At 70.1% G+C, this 25,939-nt stretch carries 27 protein-coding genes and 1 pseudogene; 10 read left to right on the forward strand and 18 right to left on the reverse strand.

Annotated features, from left to right (window positions below):
• The first annotated feature begins 47 nt into the window (after positions 1-47).
• The 3 genes from pta to pyk all read left to right on the forward strand — a co-directional run bounded on the left by pta (position 48) and on the right by pyk (position 4,869).
• Positions 48-2,147: a phosphate acetyltransferase gene (pta, locus tag H293_RS0136325; RefSeq protein ID WP_020122724.1), complete on the forward strand. Its 2,100-nt coding sequence runs from the start codon at positions 48-50 to the stop codon at positions 2,145-2,147.
• A complete protein-coding gene (locus H293_RS0136330; protein ID WP_020122725.1) occupies positions 2,144-3,361 on the forward strand; it encodes an acetate kinase in 1,218 nt (405 codons plus the stop codon). Before pta ends, H293_RS0136330 begins: the two co-directional genes overlap by 4 nt.
• Positions 3,362-3,444: 83 nt before the next feature.
• Positions 3,445-4,869, forward strand: a complete 1,425-nt coding sequence (gene pyk, locus H293_RS0136335) for a pyruvate kinase (protein WP_020122726.1) — start codon at positions 3,445-3,447, stop codon at positions 4,867-4,869.
• Positions 4,870-4,937: 68 nt separating this feature from the next.
• Here pyk and H293_RS0136340 read toward each other — a convergent pair whose 3' ends face one another.
• The 6 genes and pseudogenes from H293_RS0136340 to H293_RS0136360 all read right to left on the reverse strand — a co-directional run bounded on the left by H293_RS0136340 (position 4,938) and on the right by H293_RS0136360 (position 10,181).
• Positions 4,938-5,351: a hypothetical protein gene (locus tag H293_RS0136340; RefSeq protein WP_020122727.1), complete on the reverse strand. Its 414-nt coding sequence runs from the start codon at positions 5,349-5,351 to the stop codon at positions 4,938-4,940.
• Between the two features lie 95 nt (positions 5,352-5,446).
• Positions 5,447-5,578: pseudogene (locus H293_RS60565) on the reverse strand (polymorphic toxin type 27 domain-containing protein); the annotation flags it as partial.
• A gap of 292 nt (positions 5,579-5,870) precedes the next feature.
• Complete coding sequence (locus tag H293_RS0136345) at positions 5,871-7,199, reverse strand: hypothetical protein (RefSeq protein WP_020122728.1); 1,329 nt, start codon at positions 7,197-7,199, stop codon at positions 5,871-5,873.
• Positions 7,189-7,752, reverse strand: a complete 564-nt coding sequence (locus H293_RS0136350; protein ID WP_020122729.1) for a DUF6114 domain-containing protein — start codon at positions 7,750-7,752, stop codon at positions 7,189-7,191. The genes H293_RS0136345 and H293_RS0136350 overlap by 11 nt, the downstream gene beginning before the upstream one ends.
• 135 nt (positions 7,753-7,887) lie before the next feature.
• Positions 7,888-8,541, reverse strand: a complete 654-nt coding sequence (locus H293_RS0136355) for a DUF6230 family protein (protein WP_020122730.1) — start codon at positions 8,539-8,541, stop codon at positions 7,888-7,890.
• A gap of 662 nt (positions 8,542-9,203) precedes the next feature.
• A complete protein-coding gene (locus H293_RS0136360) occupies positions 9,204-10,181 on the reverse strand; it encodes a tetratricopeptide repeat protein (RefSeq protein WP_028808506.1) in 978 nt (325 codons plus the stop codon).
• A 232-nt stretch (positions 10,182-10,413) separates the two neighbouring features.
• Here H293_RS0136360 and H293_RS0136365 point away from each other — a divergent pair, with 232 nt between their 5' ends.
• Positions 10,414-11,040, forward strand: a complete 627-nt coding sequence (locus H293_RS0136365; protein ID WP_020122732.1) for a TetR/AcrR family transcriptional regulator — start codon at positions 10,414-10,416, stop codon at positions 11,038-11,040.
• 18 nt (positions 11,041-11,058) lie between these two features.
• Here H293_RS0136365 and H293_RS0136370 read toward each other — a convergent pair whose 3' ends face one another.
• From H293_RS0136370 to H293_RS0136405, 8 genes are all read right to left on the reverse strand, one after another.
• On the reverse strand, positions 11,059-12,759 hold the full coding sequence (locus H293_RS0136370) for an acyl-CoA mutase large subunit family protein (RefSeq protein ID WP_020122733.1): 1,701 nt from the start codon (positions 12,757-12,759) through the stop codon (positions 11,059-11,061).
• 76 nt (positions 12,760-12,835) lie between these two features.
• Positions 12,836-13,174: a DUF3817 domain-containing protein gene (locus tag H293_RS0136375; RefSeq protein WP_020122734.1), complete on the reverse strand. Its 339-nt coding sequence runs from the start codon at positions 13,172-13,174 to the stop codon at positions 12,836-12,838.
• A gap of 43 nt (positions 13,175-13,217) precedes the next feature.
• Positions 13,218-13,727, reverse strand: a complete 510-nt coding sequence (locus H293_RS0136380; RefSeq protein ID WP_007384766.1) for a MarR family winged helix-turn-helix transcriptional regulator — start codon at positions 13,725-13,727, stop codon at positions 13,218-13,220.
• A gap of 489 nt (positions 13,728-14,216) precedes the next feature.
• A complete protein-coding gene (locus H293_RS0136385; protein WP_020122735.1) occupies positions 14,217-14,867 on the reverse strand; it encodes a TetR/AcrR family transcriptional regulator in 651 nt (216 codons plus the stop codon).
• Complete coding sequence (locus tag H293_RS0136390) at positions 14,864-15,544, reverse strand: DUF4166 domain-containing protein (RefSeq protein WP_020122736.1); 681 nt, start codon at positions 15,542-15,544, stop codon at positions 14,864-14,866. Before H293_RS0136390 ends, H293_RS0136385 begins: the two co-directional genes overlap by 4 nt.
• A complete protein-coding gene (locus H293_RS0136395; protein ID WP_020122737.1) occupies positions 15,541-16,293 on the reverse strand; it encodes a hypothetical protein in 753 nt (250 codons plus the stop codon). The genes H293_RS0136390 and H293_RS0136395 overlap by 4 nt, the downstream gene beginning before the upstream one ends.
• Before the next feature lie 145 nt (positions 16,294-16,438).
• Positions 16,439-16,732, reverse strand: a complete 294-nt coding sequence (locus tag H293_RS0136400; protein ID WP_007384762.1) for an MTH1187 family thiamine-binding protein — start codon at positions 16,730-16,732, stop codon at positions 16,439-16,441.
• Positions 16,729-17,079 (reverse strand): DUF3817 domain-containing protein, encoded by a 351-nt coding sequence (locus H293_RS0136405; RefSeq protein ID WP_020122738.1) that lies wholly within the window; start codon positions 17,077-17,079, stop codon positions 16,729-16,731. The genes H293_RS0136400 and H293_RS0136405 overlap by 4 nt, the downstream gene beginning before the upstream one ends.
• 541 nt (positions 17,080-17,620) lie before the next feature.
• On the opposite strand from H293_RS0136405, the gene H293_RS0136410 reads away from it, so the two are divergent.
• The 4 genes from H293_RS0136410 (at position 17,621) to H293_RS0136425 (ending at position 20,268) form a co-directional block, all read left to right on the forward strand.
• Positions 17,621-18,253, forward strand: a complete 633-nt coding sequence (locus H293_RS0136410; RefSeq protein WP_033416047.1) for an AIM24 family protein — start codon at positions 17,621-17,623, stop codon at positions 18,251-18,253.
• Between the two features lies 1 nt (position 18,254).
• Positions 18,255-18,905, forward strand: a complete 651-nt coding sequence (locus tag H293_RS0136415) for an AIM24 family protein (RefSeq protein ID WP_020122740.1) — start codon at positions 18,255-18,257, stop codon at positions 18,903-18,905.
• Positions 18,902-19,699, forward strand: coding sequence for an AIM24 family protein (locus H293_RS0136420; protein WP_020122741.1), 798 nt, complete (start codon positions 18,902-18,904; stop codon positions 19,697-19,699). Before H293_RS0136415 ends, H293_RS0136420 begins: the two co-directional genes overlap by 4 nt.
• 92 nt (positions 19,700-19,791) lie before the next feature.
• Entirely contained in the window at positions 19,792-20,268 is a 477-nt protein-coding gene (locus H293_RS0136425) for a MarR family winged helix-turn-helix transcriptional regulator (RefSeq protein ID WP_020122742.1), read from the forward strand.
• 13 nt (positions 20,269-20,281) lie between these two features.
• On the opposite strand, the gene H293_RS0136430 is transcribed toward H293_RS0136425, so the two are convergent.
• Positions 20,282-21,670: a sensor histidine kinase gene (locus tag H293_RS0136430; RefSeq protein ID WP_020122743.1), complete on the reverse strand. Its 1,389-nt coding sequence runs from the start codon at positions 21,668-21,670 to the stop codon at positions 20,282-20,284.
• Complete coding sequence (locus H293_RS0136435) at positions 21,667-22,329, reverse strand: response regulator transcription factor (protein ID WP_020122744.1); 663 nt, start codon at positions 22,327-22,329, stop codon at positions 21,667-21,669. Before H293_RS0136435 ends, H293_RS0136430 begins: the two co-directional genes overlap by 4 nt.
• Before the next feature lie 135 nt (positions 22,330-22,464).
• On the opposite strand from H293_RS0136435, the gene H293_RS0136440 reads away from it, so the two are divergent.
• Positions 22,465-23,025: a PepSY domain-containing protein gene (locus H293_RS0136440; RefSeq protein WP_020122745.1), complete on the forward strand. Its 561-nt coding sequence runs from the start codon at positions 22,465-22,467 to the stop codon at positions 23,023-23,025.
• 48 nt (positions 23,026-23,073) lie between these two features.
• Here the strand turns inward: H293_RS0136440 and meaB are convergent, their stop codons facing one another.
• Positions 23,074-24,030, reverse strand: coding sequence for a methylmalonyl Co-A mutase-associated GTPase MeaB (gene meaB, locus H293_RS0136445; protein ID WP_020122746.1), 957 nt, complete (start codon positions 24,028-24,030; stop codon positions 23,074-23,076).
• A gap of 38 nt (positions 24,031-24,068) precedes the next feature.
• The gene (locus H293_RS0136450) at positions 24,069-25,271 is read right to left on the reverse strand and encodes an acetyl-CoA C-acetyltransferase (protein WP_051138207.1); all 1,203 of its coding nucleotides are present in this window, start codon (positions 25,269-25,271) and stop codon (positions 24,069-24,071) included.
• A gap of 148 nt (positions 25,272-25,419) precedes the next feature.
• On the opposite strand from H293_RS0136450, the gene mce reads away from it, so the two are divergent.
• Complete coding sequence (gene mce, locus H293_RS0136460) at positions 25,420-25,860, forward strand: methylmalonyl-CoA epimerase (RefSeq protein ID WP_007384751.1); 441 nt, start codon at positions 25,420-25,422, stop codon at positions 25,858-25,860.
• Positions 25,861-25,939: the final 79 nt, after the last annotated feature.

A 25,939-nucleotide genomic window follows, 5' to 3' on the forward strand; every position in this document is an offset into this window, starting at 1 on the left:
CGATTTTCATGACCCGCGCGAGAGAGCGCGAGAGAGGGAGATCACGCGTGACCCGCAGCGTGTACGTGACCGGGATCGACCGCGGCGACGGCCGCCAGGTCGTCGAGCTGGGGGTCATGGAGCTGCTGACCCGCCAGGTCGACCGGGTGGGGGTGTTCCGGCCGCTGGTGCACCACAGTCCCGACCGGCTCTTCGAGCTGCTGCGCGCCCGCTACCGGCTCTCCCAGGACCCGGCCACCGTCTACGGCCTCGACTACCACGAGGCCTCCGCGCTCCAGGCCGAACGCGGCACCGACGAGCTGGTCTCCACCCTCGTCGACCGCTTCCACCTGGTGGCCCGCGACTTCGACGTCGTCCTGGTCCTCGGCACCGACTTCGCCGACACCCAGCTCCCGGACGAGCTCGCGCTCAACGCCCGCCTAGCCAACGAGTTCGGCGCCTCCGTGATCCCGGTCGTGGGCGGCCGCAAGCAGTCCGCGGAGGCGGTACTCGCCGAGACCCGCAACGCCTACCGGGCCTACGACAGCCTGGGCTGCGACGTCCTCGCCATGGTCACCAACCGGGTGGCCCGGGAAGACCGCGACGAGATCGCCGAGCGGTTGTCCGGCCGGATGCCGGTGCCCTGTTACGTCGTGCCGGACGAGCCCGCCCTCGCCGCGCCCACCGTGGCGCAGATCGGGCAGGCCCTGGGGGCCAGGGTGATCCTCGGCGACGACTCCGGGCTCGCCCGGGACGCGTTGGACTTCGTGTTCGGCGGCGCGATGCTGCCGAACTTCCTGAACGCCCTGACCCCGGGCTGCCTGGTGGTCACCCCGGGCGACCGCGCGGACCTGGTCGTCGGCTCGCTCGCCGCGCACAGCGCCGGGACCCCGCCGATAGCCGGTGTGCTGCTCACCCTGAACGAGGTGCCGAGCGACGAGGTCCTCACCCTCGCCGCCCGCCTCGCCCCCGGCACCCCGGTGCTGTCGGTGGCGGGCAACAGCTTCCCCACCGCCGCCGAACTCTTCGCGCTGGAGGGGAAGCTGAACGCGGCCACCCCGCGCAAGGCGGAGACCGCGCTCGGTCTCTTCGAGCGGTACGCCGACACCGCCGAGCTCGCCCGCCGGGTCTCCGCGCCGAGCAGCGACCGCCTCACGCCGATGATGTTCGAGCACAAGCTCCTGGAGACGGCCCGCTCCGACAAGCGCAGGGTCGTCCTCCCCGAGGGCACCGAGCCGCGTGTGCTGCACGCGGCCGAGGTCCTGCTGCGCCGGGGTGTCTGCGACCTGACGCTGCTCGGCCCGGTCGACCAGATCCGCAAGAAGGCCGCCGACCTCGGCATCGACCTCGGCGACTGCCAGGTGATCGACCCGGCGGCCTCCGAGCTGCGGGACACCTTCGCCGAGAAGTACGCGGCCCTCAGGGCCCACAAGGGCGTCACGGTCGAGCTGGCCCACGACGTGGTCTCCGACGTGAACTACTTCGGCACGCTGATGGTCCAGGAGGGCCTCGCCGACGGCATGGTGTCCGGGTCGGTGCACTCCACGGCGGCGACGATCCGCCCGGCCTTCGAGATCATCAAGACGAAGCCGGACGCCGACATCGTCTCGTCGGTCTTCTTCATGTGCCTCGCCGACAAGGTGCTGGTGTACGGGGACTGCGCCGTGAACCCCGACCCGGACGCCGTGCAGCTCGCCGACATCGCCATCCAGTCGGCGGCGACGGCCGAGCAGTTCGGTGTGGAGCCGCGGATCGCGATGCTGTCCTACTCCACCGGTACGTCGGGCTCGGGCGCCGACGTCGACAAGGTGCGGGAGGCCACCGAGCTGGTGCGGCAGCGGCGGCCCGACCTCAAGATCGAGGGGCCGATCCAGTACGACGCGGCGGTCGAGCCGACCGTCGCGGAGACCAAGCTGCCGGGATCCGAAGTCGCGGGCCAGGCCAGCGTGTTGATCTTCCCCGACCTCAACACGGGCAACAACACCTACAAGGCCGTGCAGCGTTCGGCCGGGGCGATCGCCGTCGGTCCGGTGCTGCAGGGTCTGCGCAAGCCCGTCAACGACCTGTCCCGGGGCGCCCTGGTCTCGGACATCGTCAACACGGTCGCCATCACGGCGATCCAGGCCCAGATCCCGACCGCTCCGACAGAGAAGGCTCCCGCCCAGTGAGTGCCACCCGCGTCCTCGTCCTCAACTCCGGCTCCTCGTCGGTGAAGTACCAGTTGCTCGACATGCGGGACAGCAGCCGGCTGGCGATGGGGCTCGTCGAGCGCATCGGCGAGGAGGGCTCGCGTCTCCGGCACACGCCCCAGGGCGGCGGGTCGCGCGAGTGGACCGGCCCGATCGCCGACCACGACGCGGCGCTGAAGGCCGTGGCGGAGGAACTGTCGAAGGACGGGCTCGGCCTGGACTCCCCCGAGCTGGCCGCGATAGGCCACCGCGTGGTGCACGGCGGCAAGACCTTCACCGAGCCGACGGTGATCGACGAGGCCGTGCTCGCCGAGATCGAGCGGCTGATCCCGGTCGCCCCGCTGCACAACCCGGCCAACCTCACCGGCATCCGCACCGCGCGGGCGCTGCGCCCGGACCTGCCCCAGGTCGCCGTCTTCGACACCGCGTTCCACACCACGATGCCGGAGTCCGCGGCGCGCTACGCGATCGACGTGGAGACCGCCGACGCGCACCGCATCCGGCGGTACGGCTTCCACGGCACCTCGCACGCGTACGTGTCCCGGGCGACCGCGAAGCTGCTGGGGAAGGCGCCGGAAGAGGTGAACGTGATCGTGCTGCACCTCGGCAACGGCGCGTCCGCGTCCGCCGTGCGGGGCGGCCGGTGCGTGGACACCTCCATGGGGCTGACGCCTTTGGAAGGGCTTGTGATGGGTACGCGCTCCGGGGACATGGACCCCGCCGTCATCTTCCATTTGATGCGTGTTGGCAAAATGTCCACGGACGAGATCGACACTCTTCTCAACAAGAAGAGCGGGCTGATCGGGTTGTGCGGGGACAACGACATGCGGGAGATCCGCCGCCGGGTCGACGAGGGCGACGAACAGGCGAAGCTCGCATTCGACATCTACATTCACCGGTTGAAGAAGTACATCGGCGCCTATTACGCGGTGCTCGGCCGCGTGGACGCGATCGCGTTCACGGCCGGCGTCGGGGAGAACGCGGCACGGGTGCGCGAGGCCGCCGTGGCGGGCCTGGAGTCCCTGGGCCTGGCGGTGGACGACGCGCTGAACGCCGTACGGAGCGACGAGCCGCGACTGATCTCGCCGGCGGACGCCCGGGTGGCGGTGGCCGTGGTGCCGACGGACGAGGAATTGGAAATCGCGACACAGGCCTACGCGCTGGTCGAAGAAGAAAAAGCAACTGAGCAGTAACCGCAACTGAGCGCGACCCCGCCCATTTGTATCTTCCACCAGGCGGAATATTCCGCAGCGAAACAAACCGATAGGATCGCCCCATGCGCCGTTCGAAAATCGTCTGTACTCTCGGCCCCGCGGTCGACTCCCACGAGATGCTGGTCTCGCTGATCGAAGCCGGCATGAACGTGGCCCGTTTCAACTTCAGCCACGGCTCGCACGCCGAGCACCAGGGGCGGTACGACCGCGTCCGTGCCGCCGCCAAGGAGACCGGCCGGGCCATCGGTGTCCTCGCCGACCTCCAGGGCCCGAAGATCCGGCTCGAGACCTTCGCGGAGGGTCCGGTCGAGCTGGAGCGCGGTGACGAGTTCGTCATCACCGTCGAGGACGTCCCCGGTGACAAGACCATCTGCGGGACGACCTACAAGGGCCTGCCCGGTGACGTCTCCCGGGGCGACCAGATCCTCATCAACGACGGCAACGTCGAGCTGAAGGTCCTGGACGTCGAGGGCCCGCGGGTCAAGACGATCGTCATCGAGGGCGGTGTCGTCTCCGACCACAAGGGCATCAACCTGCCCGGCGCGGCGGTGAACGTCCCGGCGCTGAGCGAGAAGGACATCGAGGACCTCCGCTTCGCGCTGCGCATGGGCTGCGACATGGTCGCGCTGTCCTTCGTCCGGGACGCCAAGGACGTCGACGACGTCCACCGCGTGATGGACGAGGAGGGCCGCCGGGTCCCCGTCATCGCCAAGGTGGAGAAGCCGCAGGCGGTGGACAACATGGAGAGCGTCGTGATGGCGTTCGACGCCGTCATGGTGGCCCGTGGCGACCTGGCCGTCGAGTACCCGCTCGAGAAGGTCCCCATGGTGCAGAAGCGCCTGATCGAGCTGTGCCGCCGCAACGCCAAGCCGGTGATCGTGGCGACCCAGATGATGGAGTCGATGATCACCAACTCCCGCCCGACCCGCGCCGAGGCCTCCGACGTGGCCAACGCGATCCTGGACGGCGCGGACGCGGTCATGCTGTCGGCGGAGTCGAGCGTGGGCGCGTACCCGATCGAGACCGTCAAGACGATGTCGAAGATCGTCGTCGCGGCCGAGCAGGAGCTGATGTCGAAGGGCCTCCAGCCGCTGGTCCCCGGCAAGAAGCCCCGCACGCAGGGCGGTTCGGTGGCCCGTGCGGCCTGCGAGATCGCCGACTTCCTCGGCGGCCGGGGCCTGGTGGCCTTCACCCAGTCCGGCGACACCGCCCGGCGCCTGTCGCGCTACCGCGCGCAGCAGCCGATCATCGCCTTCACCACCGACGAGAACACCCGCAACCAGCTGGCGCTCAGCTGGGGCGTGGAGTCGCACGTGGTGCCGTTCGTGAACACCACGGACGAGATGGTCGACATGGTCGACCAGGAGATCGCCAAGATCAACCGCTTCAGCCCGGGCGAGATCGTCATCATCACCGCCGGCTCGCCCCCCGGCGTCGCGGGCACGACCAACATGCTCCGCGTCCACCACATCGGCGGCGCGGCTTAGTAAGGCACCCTGTACGAGGCCGAGGGCGCCCCCCGTCACGGGGGGCGCCCTCGGTGTGTGTCAGGGCCTCAGCCGACCGAGCCGGATTCCGCGGGGAAGTCCGGCGGCCAGGGCAGGGAGGCGTCGTACAGGGCCTCCCGGTCGCCCATCAGCGCGTACTCGGCCTCGCACCAGCTCGGTGTGCCGCTGACGACGAAGCTGTCGCCCTCCGGGTCCAGCATCCAGGTGTACTCGGCGTCCTCCGCCGTGAGCCGGTGCCGTTCGCTCAGGGTGGCGAAGTCCTGGGCGGTGGCCCGACGGATGTGCACGCCGTCCGGGTAGTAGGGCCGCAGCAGCATGAGCTCCACGTGACCGAAGTACACCTCGACGCGGGTCGTGGTCCCGTCCACGGCCAGCGCCTCGCCGGCGAGATAGAGCTGCCGGTGAGAGGGGTTGAGGCCGACGACCCGGAACAGCCGGCCCCTGCGGATGAAATCTGGCATGTCCGCCGTCCTCTGTGTTGCCCGGGCACCGGTGTGACAGCGTCGGGCAGCCTGAACCGCCCGGGGTAGGCGCGGTTCCCCTTACAGCAGCATCCTCAGCGCGTCGTCCGCGGTGTGGGCGGCGCGCCCTCGACGCCGTCCAGGGAAGCCGACAGCCGGACCCTCGGGTTGGACACCGCCTTCTCGACACCGACCGTCCAGACCGGCCCCCGAGGCTCTCCACGAGGGCGTCCGAACTGCCGTCCGGGGCCAGCAGCTCATCGCCCGGACGCAGGTCCCGGGCTTCGGTCCAGTCCCGGTCCTGGATCCAGTACGGGTGCGCGTGGGTCGACTCGACCGTGCCGTGCTCCGTCTCGACTCGGACGAGATGACCGACGGGACCAGACCAGGCCGCCGACCCGGGTGGATTCCGTGATGGGGTCTTCCGGAGGGGCGACTGATCGCGACTGTGCCCCGCCGGGTCGGGCCCGGCGGGGCACAGTCGTTCTGCGGCTCCCGGAAGGGTTCGTGAGGGGCTGGTCAGCCCTCGCTGTACTGGCGCATACCGGGCACCGTCAGCGTCCCGCCGTACTGGGCTGCCTGCTGGACCGTCACATTGGTGAAGTAGATCACCGGAATGTTCAGCGGCGGAGGGCTGTCCGGGGTGAACGTGAGCGGGATCAGCCCCAGCAGGTTGCCGGAGATGCTCTCGGTGTACATGACCGTCTTGCCGCCGGTGATCGTGGACGGCTTCATGCCCTTGCCCGCCTGCACGTGATACGTCGTGCCGCGGTCGGTGACGGTCTGGTGGAGGTCACCGATCTCGGTGCCGCCGGATATGACGTACTTCAGGACCCTCTTGGTCTTGCCGCCCGCGGTCCTGACCTTGACGACACCCTGGTAGTCGGCGTCCTTGAGGAGCAGCGAACTGGCCTTGAGGGTCCAGGCGTTGTCCGCCACCGTGATACCGGGCTCGGTGTCGCCCACGTCGTCCGTGGCGGCCGGGCAGTCCTCCGGGTCGGTGCTGGAGCTCGCCGAGGGGCTCGGGGAGGCCGTGGCGTCCGCCGCCGCCTCGGCCGCCTTGGTGGCGTCCTCGACAGCCTTGGTGGTGTCCTCGGTCGCCTTGGACGCCTTGTCGGTCGTGTCCTTCACGGTGTCCTTCACCGTGTCGGTGACCTTCTCGGTCGTCTTGTCGACGGTGCCACCCGCGGTGTCGTCCGCACTCTTGGACGCCGAGGCCGAGGGGGTCGGCGTCGGGGTGGCGCCGGACGCACCACTGGAGCCGGAGCCGCCCGTGAAGATCCCGGTGATCGCGTCGCCGATGTCCGTGAGGAGGTTGCCGTCGTCGCTCGCGGAGGCGGACGGGGACGGCGTGGCGGTGGCCGAGCCGCCGGAGCCGGAGGAGGAACTGCTCTCCTCCTTGCTCGCCGAGGCGGAGGGGGACGGCGTGGGCGTGGCGTTGTCGCCGGAACCCGAATCCGACGAGGAGGAGCCGTTCGAGCCCGAGCCGGAGCCGGACCCCGAGCCGGAGGTGGCCGAGGGGGACGGCGTCGCCGTGGTGTCGTCGCTGGACGGGGACGCACTCGCCGAGGCGGACGGGGAGGCGCTGTCGCTCAGGGCCGCGACGCAGTCCTTGTACTCGTCCGCCGTCAGGCTCTTCGCGGTCGGCGCGTCATCGGCCAGCGCGAGCGTCGGCGTGAACCCGATGCCCATGAGAACGGCCGTCGGCATCGCCGCCATGGCTATCGCCTTGCCGGCCGGCATGTGGAACCTGGTGATCAGCGGCTTCTTGGGTGCCGCGTGGCGGGGCCCGGATCTCGCACGGGACGCCTCAACGTCAGCCCCGTGGGTCGCCTCGTCAGCCGGCACTGTGCCTCCCGTTCGCCCCGTTGACCGGGCTCGTTCCTGACAGATCGTTCGGCTCGCCCACCGGGTCCACCGGCCGCAGGAGCGTGGTGTCGTAGTCCGTGGCCTCGGGCGCGCCGCCCTCACCGGTCGTGTCCTGCTGGGCCGGCTCCTCCGCGGGCGGTACGCCCGGCGCCCACGCCACGGCCATCGCCCCGCCGAGCAGCGCGAAGAGGAAGCCGACGATGAAGCCACCGAAGTTGGAGACGGGGAGGGACACCAGCCCCAGCAGGATCGCCGCGACACCCGCGAAGGTGCGTACGTGCTTCTGGAACCAGAGGGTGATGCCCAGGACGACGAGCAGTACGCCGATGATCAAGGATCCTGCGCCCGCCGTGGTGGCCATCGCGATGGTCAGGCCACCGAGCTTGAGGTGCGCATACGGGAAGTACATGATCGGAAGTCCGCTGATCATGACGAACAGCCCCGCCCAGAACGGGCGGGTGCCCCGCCAGGCGCGGAACTGCTGCCTCCGGTGGTCGAACTGGCCGGGCGCGGCAGGACTCTCGGCGCTCATGGAAAACAGCTCCCTGGTGCGGCGTTGCTCTTGATGAGGGTGTATCGCGATGATGAAGGTGGGGGGATGTGAAGGCGACGGGCGGGAGATGGCAGGCGGGGGGCCGTAACGGCTCCCCCGCCCGTCACTGAGCGCCTAGTAGCACTCGATCCCGTCGCCGCTGCCCCAGCTCAGACCCATGTGGAGGTCGGAGAGCTTGAAGGTGCCGGCCGTGGTGGCCCACGCCGTCTGCTTCACATCGGTCAGCACGGCCTTGTCGGCCTGCTGGGCGAACCCGAACGGGTTGGACTGCTCCCCGTCCGCGGTCTTGGGCTTCGGGGTGTTCCCCTTGGTGGTCCCGGCCGGGACACCGATGTTGATGCCCGAGAACACGGCATCTTTCGCGTCGAGGTTGGCGACATCGATGTAGATCTTGTCGGCCTCGACCGCCGTGCCCTTGTCACCCGCGGTCAGCTTCAGGGTGACCGACTTGTTCAGGAACGGAACCGGGGTGACCACGGACTGACACATGTTGGTGATCGTGGCGTGGTCGAACGCCGACACCGACACCGGGTGCGCCTGGTCCTTGCCGTCAAGACCCTTGCCCGAGTCTATGGCGCCGTACTGATTCATGTCGTAGCCGACGAGCTGGCCGGCCCGGACCTTGAACTCCTGCCCCGACACACTGAACGACGCGGCAAGCGCGCCCTGCGCGAGGGCGACACCTATCACAGCCGTGGCGGCAACGCTGGGCACCATGACCACAGCGAACCGCTTCCATCTTGTCCCGCCACGCACCTGGGACTCCATATTTCCTCCTTCTCGGACGTACATCTCCTGGCCCTGACTGCCCTCTCGAAAGGACGGCTCAGCCGGGCAGGGATGGGAGAAGTGCTACGTCCTCGGGAAGGAGAGCGCCCGCACTCGGAGGCGCGAACCGCGCACCGATCACCGGCGATCACCCCCGAGCGACAACCACTTGGTCGCGCCTGACACGCATCATGCACAACCTTGCTGGACAGGCTCCGCCGTCGGGCGAAGACCCCCCTGTCCAAGAGCCGGCGCACCTGCCGCCTGCTCTGCTCGGTGGGGACCCAAGGAATCCCGCGGCCCGACCGGCTGTCGGGGTAGGGGAAAGGACCGAGCGTCGCCGATCGTGGTGCATTCTCGCCGCCCGCACAAGGGGCTTCGTTACTCGGTAGTAACGGGCGGATAACCGAACAACGACCCGCTGGTCTCGGTCGGCGACGCTGGGTGGCAAACGGGGGGAGGACAAAGCAGTTTATGGATGGACAGAATCCGACAGATCAACGCCGCCGACTTACTGGAAGTAACAGCGGCCGCGTTTACCAAGTTTTGGCAAAGCGCGGCCGCAGTGACCCCCCGACAACGAATCTTTCACTCCGGCAACACATGCCGGAGTGTTTAGCGACTGGTCAGAACCGGACTCGCGCCCCGCTCCGACTCCCCGCTCAGAACAGGGCGCGGGACAGCGCCCTGCGGGCCGCCGCCACCCGCGGATCGTCGGCACCGACCACCTCGAAGAGCTCAAGTAGCCGAATCCGTACGGTGTCCCGCTCGTCGCCCGCCGTGCGCCGCACGGTGTCGATGAGCCGTCCGAACGCGTCCTCGACATGACCGCCGACCAGATCCAGGTCCGCGGCGGCGATCTGCGCCTGCGCGTCCCCGGGCTTCTCGGCCGCCTCCTTGCGCGTCCGCTGCGGGTCGAGGCTCTGCACCCGGTGAAGCAACTCGGCCTGGGCGAGCCCCAGTTTGGCCTCGCTGTTGCCGGGGTCGTCACTCAGTACGTTCTTGTAGGCCTGGACGGCCCCGCCGAAGTCCCCTGCGTCCAGGGCGCGTACGGCGGCTTCGAGGAGTGCGTCGTACGGCCCCGCCGGTACGGCCGCGGGCTGCGGGGCGGCGCCGGGCCGGGCATCCGGGTCGACCGTGAGGCCGGTCAGGCCGAAGCGCTCCTCGGCGACCTGCACCAGCTGGTCCAGTGTCTGCTGGATCTGCTCCTTGCCGGCCGCGCCCTGGAAGAGCGGCAGGGCCTGCCCGGCGACGACGGCGAACACGGCCGGGATGCCCTGCACCCCGAACTGCTGCATCAGCATCTGGTTGGCGTCGACATCGATCTTGGCGAGGAGCAGGCGTCCGTTGTACTCGAGGACGAGCTGCTCCAGCACCGGGCTCAGCTGCTTGCAGGGCTCGCACCACTCGGCCCAGAAGTCGATGACGACCGGGACCTCGGTGGACCGCTGCAGGACATCGCGCTCAAAACCCGCCTCGTCTACGTCGATGACGAGATCGGCCGGGGAGACGGCACCCGGGCCGCCGCCCTGCCTGGCCGCTTCGGCGCGCGCCTGCTCCGCCTTCGCCTTGGCCTCCTGGGCCGCTTTCACCGCGGCGAGGTCGACGACTCCGCTCATGGACATGTTCCGTGGCTGCATGCGTCTATCCTCCCCCGTGCGCGCGCGTCTGTGAAAAGCACTGTGAAAGCCGGTCGTGCAGCGCGGTCCTGACGCCGGGTCCCCACCCCGCGCCGTGCGCACCGTCGCCCGCGTACGTCTGTCGCGAGCTTTCGCTACGAGTCGTAGCGTAATGGCACCCAGTGCCTGCCCGGTACCCCACCCCGGTGATCTCTCTCACTGCGTCTCGAGAACCGCCCGTTATGGTCGGAGAATGCAGAGCCGCACCCCCGCCCCCCGCACCACAGGACGCCCGCGCAGCGCCGCCGCGGACACGGCGATCCTCGCGGCGACGAGGACTGTGCTGGTGGAGCTGGGCTGGTCGAAGCTCACGCTGGGAGATGTGGCTACCCGTGCGGGGGTCGCGAAAACCACCCTGTACCGACGCTGGGCCGGCAAGAACGAACTCGTCGTGGACGCGGTGGCCGAGCTCTTCGACGAACTGGAACTGCCCGACTGCGGCACCCTGGCCGACGACATCGAGGGTGTGGTCCTGCAGTTCGCGGCGATCCTGGCCCGTCCGGAGGCCCAGAACGGGCTGATGGCGGTGGTGGCGGAGTCCTGCCGCGACGACGCGCTGCGGGAGCGTATCCGCGCGTCGATCGTCGACCGCCAGAAGCGGCTGGTCCTCCAGGGCCGGGAACGCGCCCAGGCCCGCGGCGAACTCCCTCCGGAGGCGGATCCCGCCGAGGCGGCCCGCACGGTCGACCTGATCTTCGACATGGTGGCGGGAGCGGTGGTCCACCGCACGCTGGTCAGCGCGGAGGCGGCGGACGCCCGGTGGGTGCACGACTTCACCCGGATCCTGCTGACGGGCCTGACGGGACCGGCCGCGGAGTAGGGCCGGCCGCCGTCGCCCTCAGAATCCCGCCGGTTCCGTGTACGCCCCCCACTCGTCCCGCAGCACCCCGCAGATCTCCCCGAGCGTCCCCTCCGCCCGCACCGCGGCCAGCATCGGCCCGATCATGTTGGACCCGTCGCGGGCGGCAACGAGCATGGCCTCCAGGGCAGTTCGCACGGCCCCTTCGTCCCGCCGCGCCTTACGGCCGCCCAGGGCCCGCACCTGGTCCCGCTCCACCTCGTGGCTCACCCGCAGGATCTCCAGGTCCCCGGTGACCGATCCGTGGTGGACGTTGACCCCCACGACCCTCTTCTCGCCCTTCTCCAGGGCCTGTTGGTACCGGAAGGCCGCTTCCGCGATCTCCCCGGTGAACCAGCCGTCCTCGATCCCGCGCAGGATCCCGGACGTGATCGGGCCGATCGGGTGCCGCCCGTCCGGATGGGCCCTGAGCCCCCGCTCCCTGATCTGCTCGAAGATCTTCTCCGCGTCCGCCTCGATCCGGTCCGTCAGCTGCTCCACGAACCACGAACCCCCCAGCGGATCGGCCACGTTGGCGACCCCGGTCTCCTCCATCAGCACCTGCTGAGTCCTGAGCGCGATCTCCGCGGCCTGCTCGCTCGGCAGCGCGAGGGTCTCGTCCAGCGCGTTGGTGTGCAGGGAGTTGGTCCCGCCGAGCACCGCGGCCAGCGCCTCCACCGCCGTACGGACGACGTTGTTGTACGGCTGCTGCGCGGTCAGCGAGACCCCCGCGGTCTGGGTGTGGAACCGCAGCCACTGCGCCTTCTCGGACCGTGCCCTGTACACGTCCCGCATCCACCGCGCCCAGATCCTGCGTGCCGCCCGGAACTTGGCGATCTCCTCGAAGAAGTCGACGTGCGCGTCGAAGAAGAAGGAGAGCCCGGGCGCGAACACGTCGACGTCCAGGCCGCGGCTGAGCCCCAGCTCGACGTACCCGAACCCGTCCGCGAGGGTGTACGCCAGCTCCTGCGCGGCCGTCGAACCGGCCTCGCGGATGTGGTACCCGGAGACGGACAGCGGTTTGTAGGCGGGGATGCCGGCCGCGCAGTACTCCATCAGGTCGCCGATGAGGCGCAGGTGCGGCTCGGGCTGGAAGAGCCACTCCTTCTGCGCGATGTACTCCTTGAAGATGTCCGTCTGGAGCGTGCCGTTGAGGACGGACGGGTCCACGCCCTGCCGCTCGGCCGCGACCAGGTACATGCAGAAGACGGGGACGGCGGGCCCGCTGATCGTCATGGAGGTCGTCACGTCGCCCAGCGGGATGTCCCGGAACAGGACCTCCATGTCGGCCGCCGAGTCGATGGCGACCCCGCAGTGCCCGACCTCGCCGAGCGAGCGGGGATCGTCGGAGTCCCGCCCCATCAGGGTCGGCATGTCGAAGGCGACCGACAGGCCGCCGCCCCCGTCGGCGAGGATCTTCTTGTACCGCTCGTTGGTCTGCTCGGCGTTCCCGAACCCGGCGAACTGCCGGATGGTCCAGGTCCGCCCCCGGTAGCCGGTCGGATACAGCCCGCGCGTGAAGGGGTACTCCCCCGGCCACCCGATCCGCTCGAAGCCCTCGTAGACGTCCCCCGGCCGTGGCCCGTACACCGGCTCCACGGGATCACCCGAGAGCGTGGTGAAGTCGCCCGCACGCCTGCGCGAGGCGTCGTACCGGGCCTGCCAGCGTCGGCGGCCCCCTTCGATCGCGTCAGCGTCCATACCATCGAAGTTACTAGGACACCCTAGTAAACGTCGACAAGGCGACCGCCGTACGCGTGCCGTACGGCGGTGGGGGTTACGCCTTGACGGGAGCGGGAGCCCCGTCCGTGACCCTGCTCTCCAGTTCGCGGCTGACCTTCCGCTCCACGAAGAAGGCGGCCGTCGGGATCGTCCCGGCGAGCAGGACCCACAGCTGCTTGGCGACCGGCCACTTCGCCTTGGAGCCGAGGTCGAAGGCGAAAACGAGATAGACCACGTACAGCCAGCCGTGCGCGATACCGACGGCCGTAGTGAAGCTGTCGGCACCGTCGATCTTCAGCAGGTACTTGGCGATGACGCCGAGGGTCAGCAGGACCAGCAGCACACCGGTGACGTAGGCCATCACGCGATAGCGGGTCAGCACGCTCTTCTTCATGGCATCGAGCGTAACCGTCCGTTCCGGGAGATCTTGCCCCGGGTCAGTCCTCGTCGAAGTCCCGCGCGGCGATCCTCAGCGGACGCAGCATCGCGAAGATCTCCGCACACTCCTCGGCGTCGTACACACCGAGCCCGAAGTCCATCGCCATGAGGTCCCGCGTGGCGGCCTCGACGACCTCGCGGCCCTTGTCGGTGATGGAGGCGAGGGTGCCGCGGCCGTCGTTGGGGTTGGGGCGCTTGTCGACCAGGCCAGACCTGACCAGGCGGTCCACGGTGTTGGTGACCGACGTGGGGTGCACCATGAGCCGCTCGCCGATCTTCGACATCGTCAGCTCGCCGGCCTTGGAGAAGTTCAGCAGCACCAGCGCCTCGTACCGCGCGAACGTCAGCCCGTACGGCTTGACGACCGCGTCCACCTCACCGAGCAGGATCTGGTGCGCGCGCATGATCGAGGTGATCGCCGCCATGGACGGCACGTTTCCCCAGCGCTGCTTCCAGAGTTCGTCGGCGCGGGCGATGGGGTCGAAGGGAAGACTGAGCGGCTTCGGCACGGCACCGACCTTACCGGCCGGTCACATGGTGGTCAGCAGTGTCTCGCCCTTCAGACGGTTGCCTCCGGCGGTTGGGCGGATTGGGGTTGGGTGGAGTGGGGTTGGGGTGCGGGTGCGGGTTGGTGGGGGCGGGCGTTTTTGCGCAGTTCCCCGCGCCCCTGGAGGCCTGCGGCGCAGCTGCGGGCCCGGTGGGGGCTTGTGTAGCGCGTGCGGTGTGGTGGGTGGGTCGGGGCCGGGGTGGGGGGTATCCGTCCTCGGTCCGGCGGCTCGGTCCCTTGAGTAGGGCTCGGTGACGGACGCCGGCCGCTGCGGGCGGACACCCCCCACCCCGTCCCCTGCCCGCCGTACGCGGCCAACGGCCCATCCTGGTGCAGGCGACTGCAACCCCCTAGGGGCGCGGGGAACTGCGCGACCAGCCCCCACCGGCCCGCACCCGCCAAACAACCGAACCCGGCATCCCCCTAGGCGCCCCGCCCAAGCCCAGCGCAGCTACCGGCGGCCCGTCCTGCGGAGGTGGTGGCGTACCGCGCGCTGGGCGACCGGGCCCAGGTCCTCCAGCGCGGCGACGAGCACGCCGAGTTGCTCCAGGGCGTCCAGGGCCGCCGTGGCACCGGACGCGTCGACCCCTTCGTACAGCTCGATGCCCACGAAGGACGCGGCCACCGCCCGGGCCAGGCCCGCGGGGTCGGCGAACTCGCCGAAGGGCGTGGCCGCGAGGACTCTGGTGAGGACCTGCTCGATCTCGGCGATCCACAGTTCGAGGCCCGCCGCGGTGGCGGGGCCGAGGGTGGCGTGGGTCTGGGCGCCGGCCAGCAACTGGCCGAGGAGGGCCACATGTCCTCCGGCCCGCTCCTCCTCGTGGACCTTGCGTCCCACCGCGAGGAGTTCGGACAGCGAGGTCACGGCGGCCAGCCGTTCCCGGTAACGGGCCACCGCTCGCTCCGCGCCGTAGCGACAGGCCGCGGCGAGGAGTTCGTCGACGGAGCCGAAGTGGTAGAAGACCAGCGCCTGGTTGACCCCGGCGGCCGCCGCGACCGTACGGGCGGAGGTCTTGGCGATGCCCTGTTCGGTGAGGGTGCGCAGCGCGCCCTCCAGGAGTTTGGCCTTGGTCTCCAGGGACTTCGCGGACTCGGGACTCACGCGCGCGCTTCCTCGCGGAGGGGACGGAGACCGGGGCGGACTCCGCAGGCCGCGATGTCGCTGTACGTCGCCTCGAAGCTGCCCTCGTAGCCGAAGAGCGGGCCGAAGTACCGGTTGACGACCCGGACACCGATGCGGAAACGGCCCGCCCGCTCGTCGTAGGACTCCCTCACCTCCGCCGTCGCGCCGATCAGCTCGGGCACCCGGACGTCCACCGCGCCCTCCCGGAACCGGTGCTCACCGGAGCGGATCAGCAGCGAGCCGTCGGGCTCGGCACGGAAGTGCAGCTCGCTGGCCAGGTGCTGGTGGGTGCCGAGGTAGTCGAGGATGCGGTCACCCTTGGGGCTCAGCACCATCTGGGCGTCGAAGCGGCGGGGGCGGCCGGGCAGGTGGAAGGTGCGCACGAAGGTCACCGTCTCACGGCCGTAGGTGTCCGCGTAGGGGACGTTCTCTATCACGAACGGCACGTTCCGCCCCGGTCTCGGCACCAGGATATTGCGGGTCGTACCGAGGGCCAGGAAGGGCTTCACGAACGCCCCGCCGTGCCAGATGCGGTCCATGACGCCCCGGCCGGTGCAGGCCTCGCCGGTCGTCAGGCCCACCGAGAAGCGGCGCTGGAGCTGCGGGTGGAGGCGGTCGAAGTCGGCGCCCATCACCGTGCGGAACATCGAGGTCATCGCGGGGTCTCCAGAGTGCGAAGGACACGCGGCGCACGCACGGGCGTGGGGGGCCGGCGCAGACAGCGGCGGGCGGCCGGGGTGCCGGGCAGGGGGGACTTGAACAGAGCCAGGGAGATGGTGAGGGCGAGGAGCAACGGCGAGACGTAGGCCATGGACGCCGCCAACGGGCCGAAGAAGTCCAGGAAACGCTCCAGGGCGAGGCCGGTACCGGCGACGAGCACGACGAGGGCGCGGACCAGGAGTTCGGCCAGCCAGTTCCACAGGGCCCGCTCCGGGGTGATCCCCCGCTCCAGCCACAGCCGCAACCGGTCGAAGGACCAGGCCGTCGCCCAGCCGATGAGGGGGCGGAAGAGGAGGCGGTCGGCCACGGCGCCGACGCGGCCCCAGCGAGGGCGGTAGTCGTAGCCGGTGAGGAAGGTGACGCCGTCGCCGTCGGGGACGTAGCGCCAGTAGCCGCTGCCCTCCGCAAGGAGCGAGAGCGGGTGCGGGGAAGAGAAGCGCAGGGCGGAGGTGCGGGTGCCGTCGGGGCGTTCCCGTTCCCCTGCGGAGACACCGGTGCCGGCGACGGTGAGACCGGGCAGTACGCGCGTGGCGTAGCGGAAGCGCTGCGGCTCGTCCTCCGCGCGCGGGAGGTAGGTGATCCGGGTGAAGCGGAGGTCCCAGCGCTGGTGCTGGGACGGTTCCTGCGTCCGGGTCCAGAGGTCGTCGAGATCGGCACGGATGCGTGCCTCTATGTAGAGCCCCATTGATTCCCCCAGGTGAGCTGGCTGTTTGAGCGACTGCTCAAACTCACTGGACAGGAAGGTACACGTTTTTGAGCGATCGCTCAATCAGGACGGGTGAGAAAACCCCGGCCCGCGCGGGCCGGGGTTCGTCTGTGTCGCGGTCGGGTCAGTCGGCGAGGTGGCGCTCCACCGTCTCCACCTTGGAGGTCAAACCGTCCGTGACGCCGGGGCGGATGTCCGCCTTGAGCACCAGCGACACCCGGGGCGCCCGCGCCTCCACGGCGGCCACGGCACGCTTCACGACGTCCATGACCTCGTCCCAGTCCCCCTCGATCGAGGTGAACATGGCGTCGGTGCGGTTCGGCAGCCCCGACTCACGGACGATCCGCACCGCGTCGGCGACGTACTCCCCCACGTCCTCGCCGACCCCGAGCGGGGTCACGGAGAAGGCGACGATCATGCGTTCACGATCCCTTCCTGGCGGGCGCGGGACGCGATGACAGCGTCCTCGGCCTCACGGCGCAGGGCACGCTCGATGATGAAGCCGCCGCCCGGGATGACGGAGTACGCGAAGTAGAGAGCCGCCTTGCCCTTGGCCCACTTGGTGCGGTTCCAGGCGTCCGCCCAGAAGATCACGTAGAGGATGAACAGCACACCGTGAATGGGACCGAGCACGGGGGCGACGTCGAAGCCGGAGGCGACCGTGTACTTGATGACGGTGCAGGTCGCGAGGATGATCCAGGAAGCCCCCTCCGGCACGGAGATCAGGCGGAGGCGTCGGATGGCGGAGGCTGTCTTGAGGTCCACGGGTCACCTTCGGTGGGAGGTACGTCGTCGGTCTGGCGGTTTGTGAACGAACGCACAAGCGTGCGTCCATTGTGGCAAACGGTTCCACGATCCAGTCCGGGGGGTCAGAGGCCTATGAGGTTGCCGGGTGAGCTGGTCGGGCGGCTGCGGGTGCGTTTGGGCTGGTCGCGCAGTTCCCCGCGCCCCTAGGGAGTTGCAGTCACCGGCGTCCCGACGGGCCGTTGGCCGCGTACGGCGGCAAGGGGACGGGGTGGGGGGTGTCCGCCCGCAGCGGCCGGCGTCCGTTACCGAGCCCTGTTGAAGCAGCCGAGCCGCCGGACCGAGGACGGATACCCCCCACCCCGGCCCCGACCCACCCACCGAACCGCACGCGCTACACAAGCCCCCACCGAGGCCGCACAGGCCGCCGCAGGCATCCAGGGGCGCGGGGAACTGCGCAAAAACACCCGCCCCCACGCACCCGCACCCACCCCACAGCCCGACCTCCACCCCCCACATCTGTCCGCAACCGCTTCCAGCCAGCTACCTTCACTCCGTGGCGATGTTTCGACTCCAAGGCAGCAAGGTGCTGGCCGTCGACATGACCGGGGACGCCGTGAAGGCGAAGAACGGCTCCATGGTCGCGTACGACGGGCAGATGGCGTTCAAGAAGATGAGCGGCGGTGGTGAGGGGATCCGAGGCATGGTCACCCGGCGCATCACCGGCGAGCAGATGACCGTGATGGAGGTGTCGGGGCACGGAACGTGCTGGTTCGCGGACCGGGCCTCGGAGATCAACCTCGTCAGTCTCCAGGGGGACAAGCTGTACGTGGAGTCGAGCAACCTGCTCGCGACCGAGGCCGGACTCAGGACCGGCACCAGCTTCACCGGCCTGCGCGGAGCCTCCCAGGGCAACGGACTGTTCACGACGACCGTCGAGGGACACGGCCAGGCGGCCATCATGTCGGACGGCCCGGCGGTCGTCCTGCGAGTCAGCCGCCAGTACCCGCTGACCGTCGACCCCGGCGCTTACATCGCCCACCAGGGCAACCTCAGCCAGTCCTTCCAGTCCGGTGTGACATTCCGCACATTCATGGGCGAGGGCGGCGGCGAGGCCTTCCAGATCCGCTTCGAGGGGGACGGTCTGGTGTACGTCCAGCCCAGCGAGCGGAACACGATCGCGGGGGATGTGTGACATGCCCTTCCGCGAGATCAACTCCAAGATGGTCGAGGCGACCGTCCTGCCGGGCCAGCGCCTGTTCAGCCAGCGCGGCGCGATGCTGGCGTACAAGGGCGAGGTGTCCTTCACGCCCAACATCCAGGGCGGCCAGGGCGGCGTCATGTCGATGATCGGCCGGCGCGTGGCCAACGAGGACACGCCCCTGATGACCGTCGAGGGCAGCGGCACCGTGCTCTTCGGACACGGCGGCCACCACGTGACGGTCGTCAACCTCTCCGGCGACACCCTGTTCGTCGAGGCGGACCGCCTGCTCGCCTTCGAGGGCACCCTCCAGCAGGGCACCATGTTCATGGGCTCCCAGGGTGGCGTCATGGGCATGGTGCGCGGCCAGATCAGCGGCCAGGGCCTGTTCACGACCACGCTGAAGGGCCACGGCTCGGTGGCCGTGATGGCCCACGGCGGGGTCTTCGAGGTCCCCATCACCCCGCAGCGCCCGGTTCACGTCGACCCGCAGGCCTACGTCGCCCACCACGGCGACGTCCGCAACAAGCTGTCGACGGCGCTCGGCTGGCGCGACATGGTGGGCCGCGGCTCCGGCGAGGCCTTCCAGCTGGAGCTCAGCGGGAACGGCGTGGTGTACGTGCAGGCGTCCGAGGAGAAGCTGTGAGCCACTACCCGGGCGCGGGCCCGACCGTGTACGACCCGATGACGCTGCCGTCCGACGACAACGTCAACAACTACACCTTCTGCGTGGAGCTCAAGGGGAGCCAGTGGTTCCTGCAGAAGGGGAAGATGATCGCCTACTACGGGCAGATGGATTTCAACGGCATCGGACACGGCCGCCTGGACGGTCTCGTCCGTACGTCGTTCCATTCGCCTCTGCACGCGAGCGACTGGGTCGTGGCGCAGGGCTCGGGCAAGATGCTCCTCGCCGACCGGGCCTTCGACGTGAACTCGTACGACCTCGAAGACGGCAACCTGACCATTCGCTCCGGCAACTTGCTTGCTTTTCAGCCAAGTCTCGCGCTGAAGCAGTCGATCGTGCCCGGCTTCCTGACCCTCATCGGGACCGGAAAGTTCGTGGCCGCCTCCAACGGTCCCGTGGTGTTCATGGAGCCCCCGATCCGGGTGGACCCGCAAGCGCTTGTGGGCTGGGCGGACTGCCCCTCGCCGTGCCACCACTACGACCACGGCTACATGGCCGGTCTGATGGGCGGTCTACGTGCGATGACGGGCCTCGGCGGGGCCTCCGGGGAGGAGCACCAGTTCGAGTTCGTGGGGGCCGGCACCGTACTGCTCCAGTCGACGGAGGTCCTGATGGCCGAGCAGGCCACGGGGGTGGTTCCGTCCGAGCCCGGAGTACCCGGCGGTTACGGGGCACCCGCAGGCCAGCCGCAGCAGCCGGGCGCACCGCGCCTTCCCGGACAGCTGGGGGACCTCCAGCGTCGCTTCGGGCTGTGAGCGGTAGTCTGCGGAGTGTGACGTCGAACGTGTGCACGCCGTCACACGACCCTCATTAGTTCGCCTTTCAACCTTTTAGGTAGACTGCATTCATGGAGACCGAGACGGCCACGCGCTGGCTGACCGATGCGGAGCAGTGCGCCTGGCGCACCCACCTGGAGGTCAACAGGCTGTTGACGTATCAGCTCGAGCGGGACCTTCAGCCGTTCGGACTGACGATGAACGACTACGAGATCCTGGTCAATCTCTCCGAGTCGGAGGGCGTACGGATGCGGATGAGCGACCTCGCGTCCGCCACCCTCCAGTCCAAGAGCCGGCTCTCGCACCAGATCACCCGCATGGAGAACGCGGACCTGGTCCGGCGTGAGAACTGCGAGTCCGACCGCCGCGGCCTGTACGCGGTCCTGACCGAGCACGGCATGGAGACGATGAAGAAGGTCGCGCCGCATCATGTGGCGTCTGTGCGGAGGCACTTCATCGACCTCGTGCCGCCCGAGTCCCTGAGGGAGCTGGACAAGGCCCTGAAGCCCATCGCGGAGCACCTGCGGGGGCACCGGGGACGTCCCTGACACCGGGACACGGCTAGGCGATCGGCAGGCGGAGTTCGAACAGGGCTCCGCCTGCCGGCGCGTCCCGGACCGTGAGCGTGCCGCCGTGCCGGGCGGCGACGTCCCGGGCGATGGCGAGACCGAGTCCGGCGCCCCCGTCGTCCCGCGCCCGTGCCTCGTCCAGCCGGACGAACCGCTCGAAGACGCGCTCCCGGTCCCCGGCCGGCACCCCGTCCCCGTCGTCGGCGACCTCGACCACCGCGCGGTGGTCCCCGTCCCGTCGTACCGTCACCACCACCGCCGACCTCGCGTGCCGCCGCGCGTTGTCCAGCAGGTTGTCGAGCACCCGCTCCAACTGCCCCCGGGACCCCTTCACTTCCACGGCCTCCGCCCGCACGGTCACCCCGGGCCGCCCGGCGGCCCGCTCCCGTACCAGCGCCGCCAGTTCGACCCGGGCGTCGGCGACCCGCTCCCCCGCGTCCAGGCGGGCCAGCAACAGCAGGTCCGCGGCCAGGTGCTGGAGCCGTACCGTGTCCTCGACCGCTCCGTCCAGGTCCAGCAACTCGGGGTGCGCGGCGGCCACTTCGAGCTGGGTGCGCAGTGAGGCGATCGGGCTGCGCAGCTCGTGCGAGGCGTCGGCGACGAACCGGCGCTGGCGCTCGACGGAGGTCTCCAGGGCGGCCAGGGTCTCATTGGTGGTGCGGGCGAGGCGGGCCACCTCGTCGTGGGTGTCCGGCACCGGGACGCGGCGGGCGAGGTCCTCGGAGGCGGTGATCGCCGCCATCTCGCTGCGGATGGCCTCGACCGGGCGCAGGGCCCGGCGCGTCACCGTCCAGGTCACCCGGGCGACCACCGCGAGCAGCACGGGCAGGCCGACGAGCATGACGGTGGCGGCGGTGTGCACGGCGTCCTGCTGGGCCTCGAGCGAGGCACCGGCGTACACCCGGACCGTCCTGTCGCCGCGGTCCGTGACCTCGACCTGGGCGAACCGGTACGCGATGCTCTCCCCGTCCACGGTGGCCCGGCCCTGGCCGTGCCAGGTGACCTCGCCGACCTCGCCCGCCTCGGCGTCGTCCCCGTCACCGTCCGGCCGCGCGTCGGGGCGGGCCACGGGTGTGACCCCGCGGACGCCGGTACCGCTGATCGCCTCCAGGTCCTCGCTCGCCGCGAGCACCCGCCCGTCCCGGTCGACCACCTGGGCCGGGTGGTCCCCGTCCAGGTCCAGCTCCCGGTACGGCACGCCCTGCGCGATCTGCGAGGCCACGTTGCGGGCGGCGCCGTCGGCGGCCGTGTCCGCCTGGCCCGCGAGGTTGCTGCGCAGCGACAGCAGGACGACCGCGCCCGCGGCGACCAGGGCCACGGCCACCACCGCGGTCGCGGCCAGCGTGGCCCGCGCCCGGACCGAGCCGAACAGCCGCCTCATCCGCCGGTCTCCAGTCGGTACCCGGCGCCGCGGACGGTCCGGATGAGGCCCGCGTCCAGCTTCCGGCGCAGGGTGCTGACGTACACCTCGACGATGTTGGGATCGCCGTCGTACGCGAAGTCCCAGACGTGCTCCAGGATCCGCGCCTTGGACACCACCTCGCCGGCCCGCAGCGCGAGCTGCTCCAGGACGGAGAACTCCTTGGCGGTGAGGGCGACTTCGGTGCCGTCGAGGAAGACCCGGCGGGCGGCGGTGTCGATCCGCAGCGCCCCGGTCTCCAGCACCGGGGAGGCCCCGGTCCCGCGCCGCCGCAGCAGGGCCTTGATCCGGGCCACGAGGACGACGTAGGAGAAGGGCTTGGTCAGGTAGTCGTCGGCGCCGGTGTCCAGGCCCTCGGCCTCGTCGTACTCGCCGTCCTTGGCGGTGAGCATCAGGATCGGCACCTCGTGGCCGGCGGCGCGCAGGGCGGCGCAGACCCGGTAGCCGTTGAGGCCGGGCAGCATGATGTCGAGGATCACCAGGTCGTACGACCCCTCGCCGGCCCGGTGCAGTCCCTCGCGGCCGTCGTGGACGACGTCGACGGCGTAGCCCTCGGCGGTGAGGCCCTTGGCGAGGGACAGGGCGAGTCGTTTCTCGTCCTCGATGAGCAGCAGGCGCATGTGCACAGCCTCGCAAAGCGAACCTGAAGACACCTTCAGGAGGCTTCAGGTCCGCTTCAGCTCCCCTCCGGCAGCTTGGTTGTCGTCGAACGCCGACGAGGCAGAACGAAACAGACCTGCTCTGGAGGAATCCTCATGAAGCGCAACATCGTCATCGCCACCCTCACCGCCGCCGCGCTGGCCACCGGCGGCACGGTCGCGGCCTTCGCATCGGGGAACGACGAGGCGACGGCGACGCAGCGCCAGGCGAACGCGGGGGCCAAGGTCACCGCGGCCGAGGCGATCGCGGCCGCCCTGAAGCACACCCCGGGCACCGCCGTCTCCGCCGACCTGGACGACGACGGCGCCGACGCGTGGGAGGTCTCCGTCGTCAAGGGCGACGGCTCCGAGTCCGAGGTGCGGATCGCCCCGGACTCCGGCAAGGTGCTCGGCGCCCAGCGCGACACCGAGGACGACACCGACACCGACGACACCGACGACCGCGCCGAGCTCGCCGCGGTGAAGGGCGCGCACACCGACGCCCGCGAGGCCGCGCTGGCCGCCGCCGCGAAGGGCACGGTGACGGAGGTCGGCCTCGACGACGACAACGGCACCGTGGCCTGGAGCGCGGACACCGTGAAGGACGGCAGGCAGGGCGAGTGGAAGGTCGCCCTCGACTCGGGCAAGGTCACGCAGGACCGCGACGACGACGCCTGAGTCGGCCGCCGCGCGGCGGTCGCGGCACCCTGTGCCGTCCCGAGGGGCTCAGCCCCTGGTCAGGCCCTCGACCAGTTCGTCCGCCGCCCGGTAGGGGTCCAGCTCGCCGGCGACGATCTTCTCCGCGAGGGCGTCCAGGCGCCGGTCGCCGTGCAGGTCGTCGATGCGTTCGCGCAGGGCGGTGACGGCGATCGTCTCGACCTCGTGGGCGGCGCGGGCGCGGCGGCGCTCGGTGAGGACGCCGCGCTCCTCCATCCAGGCGCGGTGCTTCTCCAGGGCTTCCACGACCTCGTCGACGCCCTCCGCGCGGGCGGCGACCGTCTTGACGATCGGCGGGCGCCACTCGCCGGGGGCGCGGGACTCGCCGAGGCCCAGCATGTGGTTGAGCTCGCGGGCCGTAGCGTCGGCGCCGTCGCGGTCGGCCTTGTTGACGACGTACACGTCGCCGATCTCCAGGATTCCGGCCTTGGCGGCCTGGATGCCGTCGCCCATGCCCGGCGCGAGCAGCACCACGGAGGTGTCCGCCTGGGAGGCGATCTCCACCTCGGACTGGCCGACGCCGACCGTCTCGACCAGGACCACGTCGCAGCCGGCCGCGTCCAGGACCCGGATGGCTTGCGGGGCGGCCCAGGCGAGGCCGCCGAGGTGGCCCCGGGTCGCCATGGAGCGGATGTAGACGCCGGGGTCGGAGGCATGCTCCGACATACGGACCCGGTCGCCGAGCAGGGCGCCGCCGGAGAACGGCGAGGACGGGTCGACGGCCAGGACGCCGACCCGCCTGCCCTGCTTGCGGTAGGCGGTCACCAGGGCCGAGGTTGACGTCGACTTGCCCACCCCGGGCGACCCCGTCAGGCCCACCACGTACGCGTTGCCCGTGAGCGGGGCGAGCGCTTCCATGACCTCCCTGAGCTGCGGGGACGCCCCCTCCACGAGGGAGATCAGCCGGGCCACGGCCCGCGGCCGGCCCTCCCTGGCCTGGGCCACCAGGGTGGAGACGTCCTGCATCACAGCTCCGTTCACAGCGAGGTCCTACAAAGGAGAACTCAGGCCTTGGGTACCCGCACGACGAGCGCGTCACCCTGACCGCCGCCGCCGCACAGGGCCGCCGCGCCGACCCCGCCGCCGCGCCGCTTCAGTTCCAGGGCGAGGTGCAGGACGAGCCGGGCGCCGGACATGCCGATGGGGTGGCCCAGGGCGATCGCGCCGCCGTTCACGTTCACCTTTTCGGTGGACACGCCGAGGTCCTTCATCGACTGGACGGCGACCGCGGCGAAGGCCTCGTTGATCTCGATCAGGTCGAGGTCGGAGACCTCCAGGCCCTCCTTCTTGAGGGCGTGCAGGATCGCGTTGGACGGCTGGGACTGCAGGGAGTTGTCCGGGCCCGCCACATTGCCGTGGGCGCCGATCTCGGCGATCCACTCCAGGCCGAGCTCCTGCGCCTTGGTCTTGCTCATCACGACCACGGCCGCCGCACCGTCCGAGATCTGGGAGGCGGAGCCCGCGGTGATGGTGCCGTCCTTGGTGAACGCGGGGCGCAGCTTGCCCAGGGACTCCGCGGTGGTGTCGCCGCGGATGCCCTCGTCCTGGCTGAACACGACCGGCTCGCCCTTGCGCTGCGGGACCTCCACGGGGGTGATCTCGGCTTCGAAGACGCCGTTCTTCTGCGCGGCGGCGGCCCGCTGGTGGGACAGGGCGGAGAACTCGTCCTGCTCGGGGCGCCGGATGCCGAGGCGGGTGTTGTGCTTCTCCGTGGACTCGCCCATGGCGATGTTCTCGAAGGCGTCGGTCAGACCGTCGTACGCCATGGCGTCGAGCATCTCGATCGCCCCGTACTTGAAGCCCTCGCGGGACTTCGGGAGCAGGTGGGGGGCGTTGGTCATGGACTCCTGGCCGCCCGCGACGATCACGTCGAACTCGCCGGCGCGGATCAGCTGGTCGGCCAGCGCGATCGCGTCGAGGCCGGACAGACACACCTTGTTGATGGTCAGCGCCGGGACGCTCATCGGGATGCCGGCCTTGACGGCGGCCTGGCGGGCCGGGATCTGGCCCGCTCCGGCCTGGAGCACCTGGCCCATGATGACGTACTGCACCTGGTCGCCACCGATTCCCGCCCGGTCCAGGGCGGCCTTGATCGCGAAGCCGCCGAGGTCGGCTCCGGAGAAGGACTTCAGCGAGCCCAGCAACCGCCCCATGGGCGTTCGGGCGCCCGCGACGATCACCGAGGTCGTGCTGTTCGATCCAGACATGAGCTGCGATCCCCTTACCGGCTGCACTGCCGAGGAGTGAACGAGGGTTTACTTCAAAGGTACTGAGTGGCACTCCGTGCCGTCATCGCCCCGTCGGTGTGATCGCGCGCACGTTGCGTAACCGTTTCGCGAGCGCTGCACTGACTACATGCTGACGCGAATCGACCACATCGGGATCGCCTGTTTCGACCTCGACAAGACCGTCGAGTTCTACCGGGCCACGTACGGCTTCGAGGTGTTCCACTCCGAGGTCAACGAGGAGCAGGGCGTGCGCGAGGCCATGCTCAAGATCAACGAGACCTCCGACGGCGGCGCCTCCTACCTGCAGCTTCTGGAGCCGACCCGCCCCGACTCGACCGTCGCCAAGTGGCTGGACAAGAACGGCGAGGGCGTCCACCACATCGCTTTCGGTACGGCGGACGTCGACCAGGACGCCGCGGACATCAAGGACAAGGGCGTACGCGTCCTGTACGAGGAGCCGCGACGCGGCTCCATGGGGTCACGGATCACCTTCCTGCACCCGAAGGATTGTCATGGCGTACTGACAGAACTGGTCACTTCGGCGCCTGTTGAGTCACCTGAGCACTGACCCTCGTACATATGGGCCGGTAGGGTTGGGGGCGGTCGCTCCCGGAAGGGGGGTGGCCGCTTTCCGGGGTCCGGGTTTC

The organism is Streptomyces canus 299MFChir4.1 (assembly GCF_000383615.1).
GTDB lineage: Bacteria > Actinomycetota > Actinomycetes > Streptomycetales > Streptomycetaceae > Streptomyces > Streptomyces canus_C.